The organism is Paenirhizobium naphthalenivorans, from assembly GCF_007992095.1.
Lineage (GTDB): Bacteria > Pseudomonadota > Alphaproteobacteria > Rhizobiales > Rhizobiaceae > Allorhizobium > Allorhizobium naphthalenivorans.
Map to the genome: position 1 here is coordinate 92,890 of NZ_BJZP01000010.1, position 15,807 is coordinate 108,696.

The 15,807-nt window shown below is 62.1% G+C and carries 14 protein-coding genes; 8 read left to right on the plus strand and 6 right to left on the minus strand.

Annotation, left to right across the window (positions count from 1 at the left end):
* Positions 1 to 6: 6 nt before the first annotated feature.
* Positions 7 to 777, plus strand: coding sequence for an enoyl-ACP reductase FabI (gene fabI, locus RNA01_RS12045; RefSeq protein WP_147180461.1), 771 nt, complete (start codon positions 7 to 9; stop codon positions 775 to 777).
* Between the two features lie 120 nt (positions 778 to 897).
* Positions 898 to 2,076, plus strand: a complete 1,179-nt coding sequence (locus tag RNA01_RS12050; RefSeq protein ID WP_235916591.1) for an alpha-D-ribose 1-methylphosphonate 5-triphosphate diphosphatase — start codon at positions 898 to 900, stop codon at positions 2,074 to 2,076.
* 4 nt (positions 2,077 to 2,080) lie between these two features.
* On the opposite strand, the gene RNA01_RS12055 is transcribed toward RNA01_RS12050, so the two are convergent.
* Genes RNA01_RS12055 through RNA01_RS12080 form a run of 6 tightly spaced genes read right to left on the minus strand, consistent with a single transcriptional unit; the run spans position 2,081 to position 8,408 of the window.
* Complete coding sequence (locus tag RNA01_RS12055) at positions 2,081 to 2,836, minus strand: ABC transporter ATP-binding protein (protein ID WP_147180463.1); 756 nt, start codon at positions 2,834 to 2,836, stop codon at positions 2,081 to 2,083.
* Positions 2,833 to 3,666: an ABC transporter ATP-binding protein gene (locus RNA01_RS12060; RefSeq protein WP_147180464.1), complete on the minus strand. Its 834-nt coding sequence runs from the start codon at positions 3,664 to 3,666 to the stop codon at positions 2,833 to 2,835. The genes RNA01_RS12055 and RNA01_RS12060 overlap by 4 nt, the downstream gene beginning before the upstream one ends.
* A complete protein-coding gene (locus RNA01_RS12065) occupies positions 3,663 to 4,595 on the minus strand; it encodes an ABC transporter permease (protein WP_147180465.1) in 933 nt (310 codons plus the stop codon). The genes RNA01_RS12060 and RNA01_RS12065 overlap by 4 nt, the downstream gene beginning before the upstream one ends.
* On the minus strand, positions 4,592 to 5,659 hold the full coding sequence (locus tag RNA01_RS12070) for an ABC transporter permease (RefSeq protein WP_147180466.1): 1,068 nt from the start codon (positions 5,657 to 5,659) through the stop codon (positions 4,592 to 4,594). Before RNA01_RS12070 ends, RNA01_RS12065 begins: the two co-directional genes overlap by 4 nt.
* 5 nt (positions 5,660 to 5,664) lie before the next feature.
* Positions 5,665 to 7,305, minus strand: coding sequence for an ABC transporter substrate-binding protein (locus RNA01_RS12075; protein ID WP_147180467.1), 1,641 nt, complete (start codon positions 7,303 to 7,305; stop codon positions 5,665 to 5,667).
* 50 nt (positions 7,306 to 7,355) lie between these two features.
* Complete coding sequence (locus RNA01_RS12080) at positions 7,356 to 8,408, minus strand: dipeptidase (RefSeq protein ID WP_147180468.1); 1,053 nt, start codon at positions 8,406 to 8,408, stop codon at positions 7,356 to 7,358.
* A gap of 565 nt (positions 8,409 to 8,973) precedes the next feature.
* On the opposite strand from RNA01_RS12080, the gene RNA01_RS12085 reads away from it, so the two are divergent.
* The 6 genes from RNA01_RS12085 (at position 8,974) to RNA01_RS12110 (ending at position 15,803) form a co-directional block, all read left to right on the plus strand.
* Positions 8,974 to 10,071 carry an ABC transporter ATP-binding protein gene (locus RNA01_RS12085; protein WP_284215182.1) on the plus strand — a complete coding sequence of 366 codons (1,098 nt, stop codon included), beginning with the start codon at positions 8,974 to 8,976 and terminating at the stop codon, positions 10,069 to 10,071.
* A gap of 4 nt (positions 10,072 to 10,075) precedes the next feature.
* Positions 10,076 to 10,996 (plus strand): ABC transporter permease, encoded by a 921-nt coding sequence (locus tag RNA01_RS12090; RefSeq protein WP_147180469.1) that lies wholly within the window; start codon positions 10,076 to 10,078, stop codon positions 10,994 to 10,996.
* On the plus strand, positions 10,989 to 11,798 hold the full coding sequence (locus RNA01_RS12095; protein ID WP_147180470.1) for an ABC transporter permease: 810 nt from the start codon (positions 10,989 to 10,991) through the stop codon (positions 11,796 to 11,798). The genes RNA01_RS12090 and RNA01_RS12095 overlap by 8 nt, the downstream gene beginning before the upstream one ends.
* A 17-nt stretch (positions 11,799 to 11,815) precedes the next feature.
* Positions 11,816 to 12,850, plus strand: a complete 1,035-nt coding sequence (locus RNA01_RS12100; RefSeq protein ID WP_147180471.1) for an extracellular solute-binding protein — start codon at positions 11,816 to 11,818, stop codon at positions 12,848 to 12,850.
* 72 nt (positions 12,851 to 12,922) lie between these two features.
* Positions 12,923 to 14,104, plus strand: coding sequence for a serine hydrolase domain-containing protein (locus tag RNA01_RS12105; RefSeq protein ID WP_147180472.1), 1,182 nt, complete (start codon positions 12,923 to 12,925; stop codon positions 14,102 to 14,104).
* 28 nt (positions 14,105 to 14,132) lie between these two features.
* On the plus strand, positions 14,133 to 15,803 hold the full coding sequence (locus RNA01_RS12110) for an amidohydrolase (protein ID WP_147180473.1): 1,671 nt from the start codon (positions 14,133 to 14,135) through the stop codon (positions 15,801 to 15,803).
* Positions 15,804 to 15,807: the final 4 nt, after the last annotated feature.

Here is a 15,807-nt window from a genome sequence, read left to right on the forward strand (position 1 = left end):
GAACAGATGTCGCTGACGAGCCTTGCAGGAAAACGTGGACTGGTCGTCGGCATCGCCAACGACGTGAGCATCGCCGCCGGCTGCGCCGCAGCCTTTCGCGCCGCCGGCGCCGAACTCGCCGTCACCTATCTCAACGAGAAGGCCGAGCCTTTCGTCCGGCCAGTCGCCGAAAAACTGGACGCGGAAATCTTCGTGCCGCTCGACGTGCGCATTCCGGGCCAGTTGGAGGCGGTGTTCGGCGAAATCGAACGCCGCTGGGGCAAGCTCGATTTTCTCCTGCATTCCATCGCCTTCGCCCCGCGCGAGGACCTTCACACCAGCGTCGTCAATTGTTCGGCCGAAGGCTTCGCCATGGCCATGGACGTCTCCTGTCACTCCTTCATCCGCATGGCAAAGCTCGCCGTGCCGCTGATGAGGAACGGTGGCAGTCTGATAACCGTCAGCTTCTACGGCGCCGATCGGGTGGTGGAGAACTACAACATGATGGGGCCGGTCAAGGCCGCGCTGGAATCGAGCGTCCGTTATCTCGCAGCCGATCTCGCCGAGAGCCGGGTCCGCGCCTTTGCCATCTCGGCCGGCCCGGTCAAGACCCGTGCGGCCTCCGGCATCGACCGCTTCGACGCTCTTCTTGACAAGGTGCGCGAACGCACCCCCGCCCACCGCCTCGTCAGCATCGAGGACATCGGCCAGATCGCCGCCTTCCTCGCCAGCGACGCAGGTGCGCCCATGACCGGCTCGGTGATCTATGCCGACGGCGGTTTCCACACCGTCGCCTGAGCGGGCCCGCCGACACAGAACCTTCACACGACGGGTCTAAGCACGGACCCGGACGGGCGCCGGCGAGTCGTCGTCGAAACAGGGCCCCGGCATTCAAATCGGAAAGGTCAGGCTATGCTGATGGACGTGCGTGCTGAGGGTCATGAAAACGATGCGACCGCCCGGCTGACAATCGCCAATGCCCGGATCATCCTGGCCGACGGGATTGTTCACGGCACACTCGTCTCTGAAGCCGGACAGATCGTCGCGATCGAAACCGGCTCGCAGCCAAGCGGCGCGCTGGACTTTGGCGGCGACTATCTCCTGCCCGGTCTCGTCGACATCCACACCGACCATTTTGAAAAGCACGTCTATCCCCGTCCGCACGTCCGCTGGGATTATATGCGCGCCGCCCTTGCCCATGACGCCCAGATTATCGGCGGCGGCGTGACCACCGTTTTCGACAGCCTTTGCGTCGGCGTTTCTTCCGAAGACAGCGAACGCGCGGAGATCCTGAGCCCGATGATCGACGTGCTGGAGCGCGCCCAGGCAGCCGGCATGCTGCGCGCCGAACACTTCGTCCACCTTCGCTGCGAAGTGGTCGATCCGCGTACGCCGGAACTCACCGCCGAGAACATCGACCGGCCACTGGTGCGCGTCGTCTCGGTGATGGAACATCTGCCGGGCATCCGCCAGAGCCGCGACATGGACGCCTACGTCAACCGCCTGCAGAAGGCAGGGGGCGAAAGTGAGGCGGTCATCCGCGACCGCATCGCCCAGATGGTGGCGGAGAAATCGGACATCGGCCGCACGGTGCGCCCCGAGGTCGTGGCACTCGCCCGCGCCCGCGGTCTGCCTCTGCTCAGCCATGACGACACCGACATCGAGCATGTCGATCTGGCGGCCGACGAAGGCGTGGCGATCTCCGAATTCCCCTGCACGCTGGAGGCCGCCCGCGAGGCCCGCAGCCGTTCCATGCTGATCGTCGGCGGAGCGCCAAACATCGTGCGCGGCGGCTCGCAATCGGGCAATGTCGCGGTGCGTGAACTGCTCGAGGAAAGGCTCGTCGACATTCTCGCCTCGGACTACGTGCCACGCTCCATGCTCGATGCCGCCTTCCTGATCGGCAGCGATCCGGCACTCGACTACGATCTGGCCGCGGCCGTTCGCATGGTGACAAAGGTGCCGGCAGAGGCCGCAGGCCTTGCCGATCGAGGCGAAATCGCCCTCGGCAAACGCGCGGATCTCATCCGCGTCGGCCTGCATGATGGTCATCCGTTCCTCAAGGCCGTGTGGCGAAAGGGGCAACGGGTCGCCTGACGGTTCAGGCCTCCCGCACAAACCCTTCGCTCGCCACCATCAGCTGGCGCGTATAGTCGGTCGAGAACTCTCGCGAGCGTAGCTGCGCCACATCGAGCGACTCGACCACCTTTCCGGCCTTCATCACCGCCAGCCGCTCGCACATGTGGCTGATCACCGCCAGGTCATGGCTGACCATGACGAAGGTCAGGTCGCGATCCTTGCGAGCCTGTTCGAGCAGGTTGAGGATCTCGGCCTGGATAGACGCATCGAGCGCCGAAGTCGGCTCGTCGAGCAGCAGGATCTTCGGTTCGACGATCAACGCCCGCGCAATGGCGATGCGCTGGCGCTGACCACCCGACAACTGATGCGAAAAGCGGAAGCGGAAGCCGGAACCGAGCCCCACCTCGTCGAGCGCGCGGGCGATCCGTGACTCGGCGTCGGTGAAGCCATGGATGGCAAGCGGCTCGAGCAGCAGCCGGTCGATCGTCTGGCGCGGATGCAGCGAGCCATAGGGGTCCTGGAACACCATCTGGACGGTCCGGTAGAACTCGTGGTCGCGGTCCTTGCCGGAAAAGCTGCGGCCATCCACCAGGAGGCTTCCGCTGTCGAAACGGTTGAGTCCTGCGACAGCGCGCAAAAGCGTCGACTTGCCGGAGCCGGATTCACCGACGATGCCGAACGACTCGCCAGCGGCAATATCGAGACTCACCTCGTTCAGCGCCCGAAAGCCGCTGAAAGTCACGAGCATGTCGCGGATCGAAATGGCTGGTGCGGTCATAGCGCCCACGCCTCCTGGCGTTCGAGGACGGGCAAGGGGTGGTGATCGGCATCGATCTGCGGCAGACAGCTGAGCAACCCACGCGTATAGGGGTGCTGCGCCTCGGACAGACGTGAGGCCGGCAGCTCCTCTACGACATGCCCCGCATACATGACGAGAACCCGGTCACAGAAGGATGAGACGAGACGCAGGTCGTGGCTGATGAAGATGAGCCCCATGCCGCGCTCGGAGACGAGCTTGTCCAAGATCGCCAGCACTTCGAGCTGCACGGTGACGTCGAGCGCCGAGGTCGGCTCGTCGGCAATCAGCAATTCCGGGCCGCAGATCAGCATCATGGCGATCATGATGCGCTGCCCCATGCCGCCGGAGACTTCATGCGGATAGAGATCGAAGACCCGTTCGGGGTCGTTGATCTGCACCGATTCCATCATGTCCAGCGCCCGCTGGCGCTTCTCGGCTGTGGACAGACGCTCGTGGGTCTGCAAGGTCTCCATGATCTGCCGACCGACCGGCATGACCGGGTTCAGCGAATATTTCGGGTCCTGCAGGATCATGGCGATTTTCTTGCCGCGCAGCGAACGGCGCTCGCGGCGCGAGATCGACAGAAGATCGGTGCCGCCGAATGCGAGGCGGTCGGCTGTGATCCTCGCATGCCCCGGCGTCAGTCCCATGATAGCGCGGCCGGTTTGCGACTTGCCGGAACCGGATTCGCCGACAATGCCGAGCCGTTCCTTGCCAAGCGTGAAGTTCACGCCGCGCACGGCCTCGACGAGACCGGTGCGGGTCGGAAAGCTGACCTTGAGATTTTCGACAGTCAGGAGAGGCGTCATTGTCCGGCCTCCTTCGGATCCAGCGCATCGCGCAAACCGTCACCCAGGAGGTTGAAGCCGAGCGAAACGATCAGGATGGCGAATCCCGGCATGGCCGCGACCCACCACTGATCAAGAATGAAACGGCGGCCGGAGGCGATCATCGCCCCCCATTCCGGCAACGGCGGCTGAGCGCCGAGACCGAGAAAGCCAAGACCAGCGGCCGTCAGGATGATGCCGGCCATGTCGAGCGTAACGCGGACGATCAGCGACGACATGCACAGCGGCATGATGTGGAAAATGACGATACGGATCGGAGAGGCGCCCATCAGCCTGACCGCGGCGATGAAATCCGAATTGCGGAAGGTCAACGTTTCGGCCCGCGCGATACGCGCGTAAGGCGGCCAGGAAGTGATGGCGATCGCAAGCACGGCATTCTCGATGCCCGGACCGAGAGCGGCGACCAGCGCCAGCGCCAGAACGAGCTTGGGGAAGGCCAGGAAAATATCGGTGATCCGCATCAGCACGGCGTCCACCCATCCCCCGGCATAACCGGAGACAGTGCCGACGATCAGACCGATCGGCGCGGCGATGACCGCCACCAGCACGATGACGAAAAGAGTCAGTCGTGAGCCGTAGAGCAGGCGCGAGAGAATGTCGCGGCCCTGGTCGTCGGTGCCGAGCAGATAACCGGCGGTGCCGGGTGGCAGGAGCCGGGCATTGCGCAGATCGCCCTGCACCGGCGAATGCGGCGCCAGAACGTCGGCAAAGGCGGCGACGAGCAGCAGGCCGATCAGGATCAGCAGGCCGAGCACCGCCAGGCGGTTCTCGGAAAAGCGCCGCCAGATGATGTAGAGCCGGCCAAGACGGGCCTGCCGGCGTGACTGCGGGCGATCGGAGAGAAGCCAGTCGCGCAGGCTCAGGTCGGTTTGCATGTCGGTCTGGCTCATCGGCTGCGCGTCCTCGGGTCGAGTGCGTGATAGAGGATATCGGTCAGCAGATTGATCGCAATGAACACGGCGCCGATGACCATCGTGCCGCCCAGCACGGCGTTCATGTCGGCGTTCTGCAGCGAATTGGTGATGTAGAGGCCAAGCCCTGGCCAGGAGAAGATCGTCTCGGTCAGCACCGAGCCTTCGAGCAGACCGGCGTAGGAGAGCGCGATCACGGTAACCAGCGGCACGGCGGCATTGCGCAGCGCATGGAACCAGATGATCCGTGTCTCGGACAACCCTTTGGCGCGCGCTGCGACGATATACTCCTGGGACAGTTCATTGAGCATGAAGCTGCGGGTCATCCGGCTGATATAGGCCAGCGAGAAATAGCCAAGCAGAGCACCGGGAAGGATGATGTGGCGGAAGACATCCCACAAGACGTCCCACTGGCGCTGCCAGGCGGCATCGAGCAGGAAAAAGCCGGTAATCGGCGTGAAGGAATATTCATAGACGATGTCGATGCGCCCCGGATAGGCAACCCAGTGAAGCTTCGCGTAGAAGAGCACCAGCGCCAGAAGACCGAGCCAGAAGATCGGCACGGAATAGCCGATCAAGCCGATGACCCGAACGATCTGGTCGGCGATCGAGCCGCGCTTGACCGCGGCGAGCACGCCGAGCGGCACGCCGAAAAAGGCGCCGATCACCGTGCCGACGGAGGCAAGCTCGATCGTCGCCGGGAATACCCGGCGGATGTCGGTCATTACCGGATTGGTGGTCAGCACCGAAATGCCGAAGTCGCCGGTGAGCGCCTGTCGGACATAGATGAAAAACTGCTGGTAGAGCGGCAGATTGAGGCCAAGCTCCTCGCGCACGCGTTCAACGACATGAGCGGGCGCACGGTCGCCGACGATGGCGAGCGCCGGATCGATCGGAACGACGCGGCCGATGAAGAAGGTCACGGCCAGAAGACCAAGATAGGTCGTCACCACGGTCACGAGGAACCGCAGCAACGACATGGCGAAGGCCGAGGCGCGGGCGCCGGAGCGCCCCGCCTCGGTTTTTGTTTCGACAAGGGCCAAGGGCCTTAGTCCTTGGACACGGTATAGACGAAGTTGGTGTCGAAGCTCGGGCCGAGCTTGTAACCCTTCACCTTATCCGAATAGCCGGCGACTTCCGTCTGCTGGAAGATGACGACGAACGGACCGGTGGCCAGAACCTGCTTCTGCAGATCCTCATAGATGGCGGCGCGCGCGGCCGAATCCTTCTCGAGCAAAGCTGCCTGGGTCTTTTCCGTCAGGTCCGGAACGTTCCAGGCATTGCGCCAGGCCAGCGTCTTGCTCTTGCCTTCATCGGAATTGTCCGGATTGGCGGTGAAGGTCTCGGCGTTGGAGTTCGGGTCGAAATAGTCCGAGCCCCACTGGCCGATGTAGATGTCGTGCTGGCGGGCGCGGTACTTGGTCAGCGTCTGCTTGCCATCGCCGGGGATGATCTCCAGCTTGATGCCGGCCTGGGCGAGCGTCTGCTGGACATTCTCGGCAATGCCGGTGACAGGCTGGGTGTTGCGCACGTCCATGGTGACGGTGAAGCCATCGGCGAGACCGGCCTTGGCCAGCAGTTCCTTGGCCTTGGCAACGTCGAATGTGTAGGGGTTGTCGTTCAGCGCGCCGAGCTGGCCGGCAGGAAGGAAGGTCTGGTGGATCGTGCCGATGCCCTTGATCAGGGTTTCACCGATCGCATCATAGTCGACCAGATACTTGAAGGCCTCGATGACTTCCGGCTTGGCCAGCGTCTCGTTCTTCTGGTTGAGGCTGAAGTAATAGAGCGTGCCCTTCGGAGCGGAAGCGAGCGCCATGCCTTTCTTCTTGGAAACGGCTTCCACGTCACCCGGCTCAAGGTTGCGCGCCACGTCGATGTCGCCGTTCTCGAGCGCCAGGCGCTGGCCCGCGCTTTCCTTCATGTGGCGATAGATGACGCGCGCAAGCGCCGGCTTTTCGCCGAAGTAATTGTCGTTGCGCTCCAGAACGACCACTTCGTTGGCGCGCCACTCGCGGATCTTGTAAGGGCCTGAACCGGCATAGCCGGTCTTGAGGAACTCGTTACCGAAGTCGGTGTCGTACTTGTATTCGTCGGAAGGCGTGACCGCCTTGGCGTGCTCCATCACGACTTTCTTGTCGACGACGGAAGCAGGGGTCGAGGTCAGAACGTTCAGAACGAAGCTCGGCGCATAGGGCTTGTCGACGGTCAACACGAAAGTGGTCTCATCGGCGGCCTTGGCCTTGTCCGTAACATTATCGCCGTCGAGGCCAAACTGGGTCAACAGGAAGGCCGGGGACTTGTCGAGCTTGACGACGCGTTCGATCGAGAAGGCGACATCTTCCGCGGTGATCGGATTGCCGGACGCGAACTTCATACCGGGCTTCAGCTTGAAGGTATAGGTCAGGCCGTCGTCGGACACGGTCCAGCTGTCGGCAAGCTCACCGATGACCTTCGACGTGTCGCTCATGTCGAGGTTGACCAGTTTGCTGTAGGTGTTGGCGGTGACCTCGGCGGTCGAGATTTCAAACGCCTCACCTGGATCGAGCGTGATGATGTCGTCGAACGCCCAGCCTTCGACCAGCGTGTCGGCCGGCGTTGCGGCAAAAGCCTGCGGCGCCGAAGCGAGCAGCAAGGCAATGGCCGCGCTGCTGGTCATAAGGCGCATCGTCTTATTGAAGGAATGCATCATTTCCGTCGTTCCCCTGTTGTCCCTATTGGTCTTTTCGAAGCATCCGCAGCCTATTCGTGCCAGGCGGATGCCAGAACTCTCAGCCAGTTCTCCCGGCATATTTTAGCAAGATCCAGATCAGCGTATCCGGCTGCTTTCAGGGCGGCAACCAGTTTCTGATTGCCGCTCGCGTCGGCGAGTTCGGCTGGAATCGTCGCTCCGTCGAAGTCGGAACCGAGAGCCACGCAGTCGATCCCCATGCGCTCCACCATATAGTCGATATGCTTGACCATGGCGCTGATCGGCGTTGCCGCGTTATCCTGCGCGTCGTCGCGCAGCATGGTGACGGCATAATTAAGCCCCACCAAGCCGCGGCTCTCCTTGATCGCGTCGAACTGCTTGTCGGTGAGGTTGCGCGCCACCGGCGTCAGCGCATGAACGTTGGAATGGCTGGCGACCAGCGGCTGGTCGGTGGTCTTCGCCACATCCCAGAAGCCGCGCTCGGTGATATGGGCGAGGTCGACCAGAATGCCGAGCCGATTGCAGGCCTTGACCAGTTCAAACCCGGCATCAGTCAGCCCCGGCCCTGTATCGGGCGATGACGGATAGGCGAAGGGTACGCCGTGGCCAAAGATATTGTTGCGGCTCCAGACCGGTCCGAGCGAACGAAGCCCGGCGGCATAAAAGACCTCGAGCGTGTCGAGATCCTCGTCAAGCGCCTCGCAACCTTCCATATGCATGACCGCCGCAAACACACCATCGTCCATCGCATTACGGATCTGTGCCGTCGAGCGGCAAAGCCGCCAGGCACCTGCCCGATCAAGACGAAGGGCGATCGAGGCCATGTCGAGCGCGATGTCAAGTGACGGCTGGCGGGCGAGCGGCGCTTCGAGCGGCGTGGAATAGTGGCCGTTGGCATCCGGCTCCTTGAGCGAGAAATCACCGTTGGAGGGGATATAGATGGCACAGAGTCCACCGGCCAGCCCGCCCGCCTTGGCGCGCGGTCCGTCGATATGCCCTTCACTGGCGCCATTGGCGAATTCGACAACCGGATCAACTCCCTTCGCCCGTCCCTGCCAGAGCCGCAACAGAACGTCGTTGTGACCGTCGAAAACCAGTTCCATGAGAAAAATCCCGCTGTCCGAGAACCAATGATGGGAATGCAATGAGCAACGGAGCCCCCTTCCCGCAGCGGCTATCACCGCTTGTTAAACTAACGTAGAACTAAATCACACGCCGGTTCAAGCCAAAAAAAGCTGATTGCAAACAAGGCGATGCACGGGACGGTAGAACGTCGCGTTTTGACCTCCCGTCAATACCGCATCCGCTTCCAGGTCGGCGGAGGCCCGGCAATTTCCGCCGTCAGCGAACGTCGCTCAAAATTTGCACCGACTGACGAAATAAAAATGGTCAACCGACCAAATTTGCGGCACGATGCAGAAATTCCGCCTCGGCGGGATGGGGCTTGGAGGAGCCTCGGGAGACGAAACCTACAGCACACATCGCTGTTTCTATGGCGGTTTGCGGGTTTCAGAGAGGACAAAACGGGGAGGGATTTCTCAGATTTCAGCGCGTGGCACGCATATTGCGTCGCCATCATCGACGAGCCAACCGGCGCGACTGAATGTCGGCAACACTGGAACGCGAGTTGTTGTCGGAAAAGGTCCACTTCCAGACTGGGGATATTTCTTGAGTTCAACATCGAAGAAGGCCGCAATCGAAATCCGGGATGTCGGCCGTATCTACGGCGCCGGAGCGGGTCAGGTCACCGCACTCGACCGGATCAACCTGCTGATCCGGGAAAACGAGTTTTTCACACTCCTTGGCCCCTCGGGCTGTGGCAAGACCACTCTACTAAGACTCATCGCTGGCTTCGACTTCCCGACCAGCGGCGAGATCCTGCTGCACGGCGAAGACATCGCGCCATTGCCGCCGTTCAAGCGACCGGTCAACACAGTCTTCCAATCCTACGCGCTTTTCCCCCACATGACCGTTGCCGAAAACATCGGCTTCGGCCTGAAGATGCTCGGCAAGCCGTTGGCCGAGATCAAGGCGCGCGTCGATGAGATGCTGGCGCTCGTTCACATGGAGAAGATGCGGGACCGCTCGGTGGCCCAGATCTCCGGCGGCCAGCAGCAGCGCGTGGCGCTCGCCCGCGCACTGGCGCCGAAGCCGAAGGTTCTGCTGCTCGACGAACCTCTGTCAGCGCTCGACTACAAGCTGCGCAAGGAAATGCAGATCGAACTGAAGCGGGTCCAGGCCGAGACAGGCATCACCTTCATCTTCGTCACCCATGACCAGGAAGAAGCCCTGACCATGTCGGACCGCATCGCCGTCATGTCGAATGGCGAGGTGCGTCAAGTCGGATCGGCACACGAGATCTATGAGCGTCCGGCCGATCGTTTCGTCGCAGATTTCATCGGCGAGTCCAATTTCCTCGCCGCCGACGTCATCGATCTTGGCGAGAGCACGGCCACCGTCCGCCTTGGCGGGGGCGCCGTCATCGAGGCTTCCCTCCCCGAGGGTCTCCGCGCGTCGGGCCAGGTCACCATCGTCGTGCGTCCCGAACATGCCTCACTGGCCGAACCCGGCACCGGCAGCTTCGACGGCACGCTGGCCGAAGCCATCTATTTCGGCACCGATACGCATTTCCAGGTACTGCTCGACAGCGGTGACAGCTTTGTCGTGCGCGAACAGAACATGCGCAACGGCACGGTGCCGCACGAAAAAGGCGCCCGCGTCGGCGTCCGTCTCGGCCAGCAGGCCGCACAGATCCTGAGGGGCTGACGCCATGAGCACAGCCGCCGAAGCCGCCGCCACGGCAAAAAGCAAGGAAGTCCGGGACCGCTGGTTACTCAGCGCCCCTGCCCTTTTGCTGATCGCGCTCGCCAGCGTCGGTCCGCTCCTCATCGTGTTGATCTATTCTTTCCTCGCCCCCGGCGCCTATGGCGACGTGAAGTGGCAGTTTTCGACCGAGGCCTGGTTCAACGTCTTCCTGTCTCGCGACATCTTCGACGGAACGATCTCGATCGCCGATGCCCATCTGTCGATCCTCTGGCGCTCGATCAAGCTGGCGGTCGCCACCACCGCCATCTCTCTGATCTTCGGTTTTCCGACCGCCTACTTCATTGCCAGCCGCCCGCCACATATTCGCTCGGTCTGGCTGTTCCTGATCACCATCCCCTTCTGGACAAACATGCTCATCCGCGCCTTCGCCATCCAGGAAGTGATCCGCAACGAAGGCCTGGCCAACACGATCCTGATGAAGCTCGGCGTCATCTCCGCACCGATGCAGATGCTCTATACCGACTTCGCCATCCTGCTCGGCATGGCCTATGTCCACCTGCCGCTGATGGTGCTGCCGCTCTATGCCAGTATGGAGAAGATCGACTTCCGTCTCGTCGAGGCCGGCTACGATCTCTACGCAACGCGTTTCCAGGTGCTGCGCCGGATCATCATCCCACTGGTCAAGCCCGGCATCATCGCCGGCTCGATCCTCGTCTTCATCCCGGCGCTGTCATCCTATGTCATCCCGCGCATTCTCGGCGGCGGCAAGAACCTGATGATCGGCAACCTGATCGAGTTGCAGTTCGGCCAAGGCCGCAACTGGCCGCTCGGTGCCTCTCTGTCAATCACGCTGGTCATCATCGTCCTGGCGGCCATGCTCTACTACGTGAAGAATGCTGGAAAGAGCGGAGACGGTCATGCATAAGGGGTTCAACATCCGCACGCAGACGGGCTTCGCCACGATCGCCATGATCTGCTTTTTCATCCTCTATCTGCCAATCGCCACGCTGGTGGTCTACTCTTTCAATTCCGGCACTTCGATCGCCGTCTGGGAGGGTTTCTCGCTGCGCTGGTTTTCAGCGGCTTGGAACAATGACCAGGTGATCGAGGCCTCGATCCGCTCGGTGAAGATTGCCGCCGTGGCGGCCGTGGTTGCCACAGCCGCGGCAACGCTTGCGGCCATCGCCACAACCCGCACCGCCGCCTATCGCGGCCTGACCTTCAAATATTCCTTCATCAACATGCCGCTGATGGTGCCGGAAATCGTCACCGCCGTGGCGCTCCTGATCTTCTTCTCGCGGATCAAGGTCTGGACCGGCTATTCCGGCCTCGGCTACCTGATCATCGCCCACACCGCTTTCTGCATTCCGTTCGCCTACCTGCCGATCCGCGCCCGTCTCGAAAGTATGGACCTGGCCCTGGAGCGCGCCGCAGCGGATCTTTACGCCACGCCGTTCAAGGCTTTCCGCTATGTCACCCTGCCACTGCTCTGGCCTGGCATACTGGCCGGCATGATGCTCGCTTTCGTCATCTCGCTCGATGACGTGGTCATCACCGAATTCGTGAAATCCGGCGGTCAGGACACGCTCCCGACCTACATGCTCGGCCAGTTGCGCCGCGCCATCACGCCGGAAATGAATGCCATCTCGACAGTCTTTCTGCTGCTGTCGCTGGCGGTTGTCACGATATTCTTCTTCCTCAGCAGACCCAATGAAAAAACCGAGTAGAAACAGGAGTGGGAACCATGAAAAATACCTTGAAACTCGTCACCGCCGCGGCGGCATTGCTCGCATCGGCGGCCTTCGCCCATGCCGAAGGCGAACTGAACATCTTCAACTGGGGCAATTACACCAATCCCGAACTGATCAAGAAATTCGAGGAGACCTACAAGGTCAAGGTGACGCTGACCGACTACGATTCGAACGACACGGCGCTTGCCAAGATCCGCCAGGGCGGCCACGGCTTCGACATCGTCGTGCCTTCCGCCTCCGCGATGCCGGTGTTCATCAGCGAAGGGCTGCTGCTCGAATCGCGTCCCGACCAGTTGGAGAACTTCAAGAATGTTGACCCGCAGTGGGTTGACGTTCCCTTCGATCCGGGCCGCCATTACTCGGTTCCATGGCAGTGGGGCACGACTGGCGTCGCCGTCGACAAATCGGTCTATTCCGGCGATCCGAACACCTCGGCCATTTTCCTCGACCCACCGGCCGAACTGGTCGGCAAGGTCAATGTCGTACCGGAAATGTCGGATGTCATGCACCTAGTCGTCACCTATGCCGGTGGAGAACCGTGCACCGGCGACCTCACTGTGCTGAAAAAGGCGCGCGACCTTCTCGTTGCTGCCAAGCCGAAGTGGATCTCGATGGATTACGGCACGGTGGAGAAGTACACTAAGGGCGACCTTGCCGCCTCGGTCGACTGGAACGGCGCCACCTTCCGCGGGCGCCTCGCCAACCCGAACATCGTCTATGGCTATCCGAAGGAAGGCTATCCGATATGGATGGACAACGCTTCGATCCTCAAGGATGCCAAGAACGTCGAGAACGCCAAGCTGTTCCTCAACTTCATCATGGATCCGGAAAATGCCGCGATGATCTCTGCATTTGCCCGCTATGCGAACGGCATCAAGGGCTCGGAGGCCTTCATGCCGGAAGACATGAAGAACGCCCCGGAAGTTAACATTCCAGAAGAGTTCAAGGCTGCCGGCAAATTCAACCTCGCTTGCGCCCCAGAAGTCCAGGAACTCTACACCAAGATCTGGACGGAAGTGCAGAAGTAAGCCCCGGAGCTTTCCAACAGTCGACGAACGGGAGGGCCGCAAAGGCTCTCCCGACCGTAAGGATTACGCACAATGACCACCGCATTCGAGAAGACCCACGGCTTCGCCCGCCGCGACGTGACCATCGCCAACTGGCGCACAGCCCCTTACAGCCGCTGGTCCTTCCAGAACCTGCGGGAAATGGTGCCGACAGCGGAAATCCGCGCAAGCGCCGAGGCGCCGGAGGAGGTCGCGACCTCATCGCCGCTGCTTGACGCCGCGATGGACACCGGCCTTGCCGGCAAGGACAGCGCCCGCGCCTTCCTCGACCACGCTCATACCGACGCCTTCGTCTGCATGAAGAAAGGCCGCATCGTCGCCGAGCATTATGCGCCCCATGCCGATGTCAACGCTCGACACATCGTCTTTTCGATCAGCAAATCGCTGACCGCCCTTGTCTCCGCCGTGCTGGAAGCCGAAGGCACCATCGATTCCGATCGCCCGGTCACCGACTACATGCCGGAAGCGAAAGGCTCCGCCTGGGGCGACTGCAGCTATCGCGACGTGCTCGACATGCGCGTCAGCCTCGATTTCGAGGAAGCCTATCTCGACCGGCTGGGCGCCTTCGCCCGCTATCGCCGCTCGACGCTGTGGAATCCGGCCGAACCGGACATGCCGACGGAAACCCTCACAGACTTCCTGCTCACCCTGAAGAAAGCCGATCGCCCGCATGGCGGCCGCTTCTTCTACGCCTCGCCCAATTCCGACATGCTCGGCATCCTGATCGAGCGCGCCAGCGGCCGCCGCTACGCCGAGCTGTTTTCCGACCTGCTGTGGAAGCCGCTCGGAGCAAGGAACCATGCGCTGGTCAGCGTGGATGGCGCCGGCACCGCCCGCTCCGCCGGCGGCGTCTGCGTCACCGCCCGCGACCTCGCGCGCGTCGGACAGATGCTGCTCGACGGCGGCACAGCCGATGGCCGCCAGGTTGTCCCCCCCGCCTGGGTTGAAGACATGAAGGCCAACGGTGATCCCGCGGCGTGGGCCGAGAGCGGCCCGACCTTCCTGCCCAACGGCCGCTACCGCAGCAAATGGTATCAATCCGGCGAGGCCGACGGCGCCTTTTGCGCCATCGGCATCCACGGCCAATGGCTTTACGTCGACCCTTCGACCGAAACCGTGATCGTCAAGCTGTCGTCGCAACCCAATCCACTCGACGACGAACTGAAACAGGACAATTTCGCCTTTTTCCGTTCCCTCAGCCTCGTAGACGCTTGAAGCGCCTAGCCCATCCAGGACCGAAGACATGCCGCAGATCGCCGACCTCATCATTCGCAACGCCCGCGTCCTGACCATGGACGCCGACACCCCTCGCGCCGAAGCCGTGGCGGTTGCCGGAAACAGCATCCTTGCCGTCGGATCGAGCAATGAGATTACCACGCTCGCCGGCCCATCCACGCGGGTGATCGACGCCAAGGGCGCGACTGTCCTGCCCGGCTTCAACGAAGCCCATATGCACATCTTCCCTGGCTCGGTCTCGCTGCGCCAGCTCAACCTGCACGGCATCCAGGGTTTCGACGCCCTGAAGCAGGCGATCCTCGGCTATGCCGCCGCCAATCCCGATGAACCGTTGCTCATGGGCTTTTCCGCCGACTATTCGATCATCGGGCTCGGCGAACCCGTCACACGCCAGCACCTCGACGCCATCCTGGCTGACCGTCCGTTCATGATGTTCGCGCCGGATCATCATACCGCCTGGGCCAATACCGCCGCGCTGAAACAGGCCGGACTGCTGAACGGCAAGGATGTCGGAATCGGCAATGAGGTCGTGATGGGTGCTGATGGCCTCGCCAGTGGTGAGCTGCGCGAAGGCAATGCCTTCGGACCGGTCGCAGCACTTGCCTCCACCGGTGGCCGCGAGGAACTCGGCATGGTGACCGGCATGGATCCGGAAAACGTCACACCGGAGCAATATGCGCTTGACCGCGCCATCCTGAAGAACGGGCTCGAATATTGCGCCTCCTGGGGCGTGACCTCGATCCAGAACTTCGACGGCAACCATTACCAGTTGCGCATCATGCGGGACCTGGAGCAATCCGGCGAACTGCCCTGCCGCATCCGCATCCCCTTCCATATGAAGAACTTCATGGACCTGTCGGAGATCGACAAGGCCGCCGAATGGAAGAAGGAATTTTCGACCGACATGCTGCGCGGCGACTTCGTCAAGGTCTTCATGGACGGCGTTCTCGACAGCCAGACGGCGTTCATGCTCGACGGCTACGGCGATCGCCCGGACTATGACTATGAGCCGCTGTTCACGGAGCAAGCCTTCAACGCCATCGCGACGAAGGCCGACGCGCTCGGCCTGCAGGTCGCCGTCCATGCGATCGGCAGTGCCGCAATCCGCCAGACGCTCGATGGCTATGAGTCGGCGCTCAAGGCCAACGGCCGGCAAGACAATCGCCACCGCATCGAGCACATCGAGATCATCCACCCCGACGACATTCCGCGCTTCGCCGAACTCGGCGTCGTCGCCTCCATGCAGCCGGTACACTATCCGGGCGGCACCTGCTTCCCGGCCGAACCGACGACGGCGAAGATCGGTGAGGATCGCTGGGCCTACGCCTATGCCTGGCGCACGATGAAAGACGCCGGCGCGCCCGTTGTTTTCGCTTCCGACTGGCCGGTCTCGCCCGTTTCGCCGTTCCAGTGCATCCAGGATGCGATGACTCGCAAACCGTGGAAAGACGGCCTTCCCGACCAGCGCTTCACGCTGGAGGAATCGCTGGAGGCCTATACGGCGATCGGCGCATGGGTCGAATTCATGGAAGATCGAAAGGGCAAGCTCAAGCCGGGTTACCTCGCCGATATCGCTATCCTGTCGACCGACATCGAAAGCGTCGCTCCGGACACCATCATGGACACGGTCCGGGCCGCAATCACCATTTGCGACGGCCGGATCACCCACCAGGCCTGACACC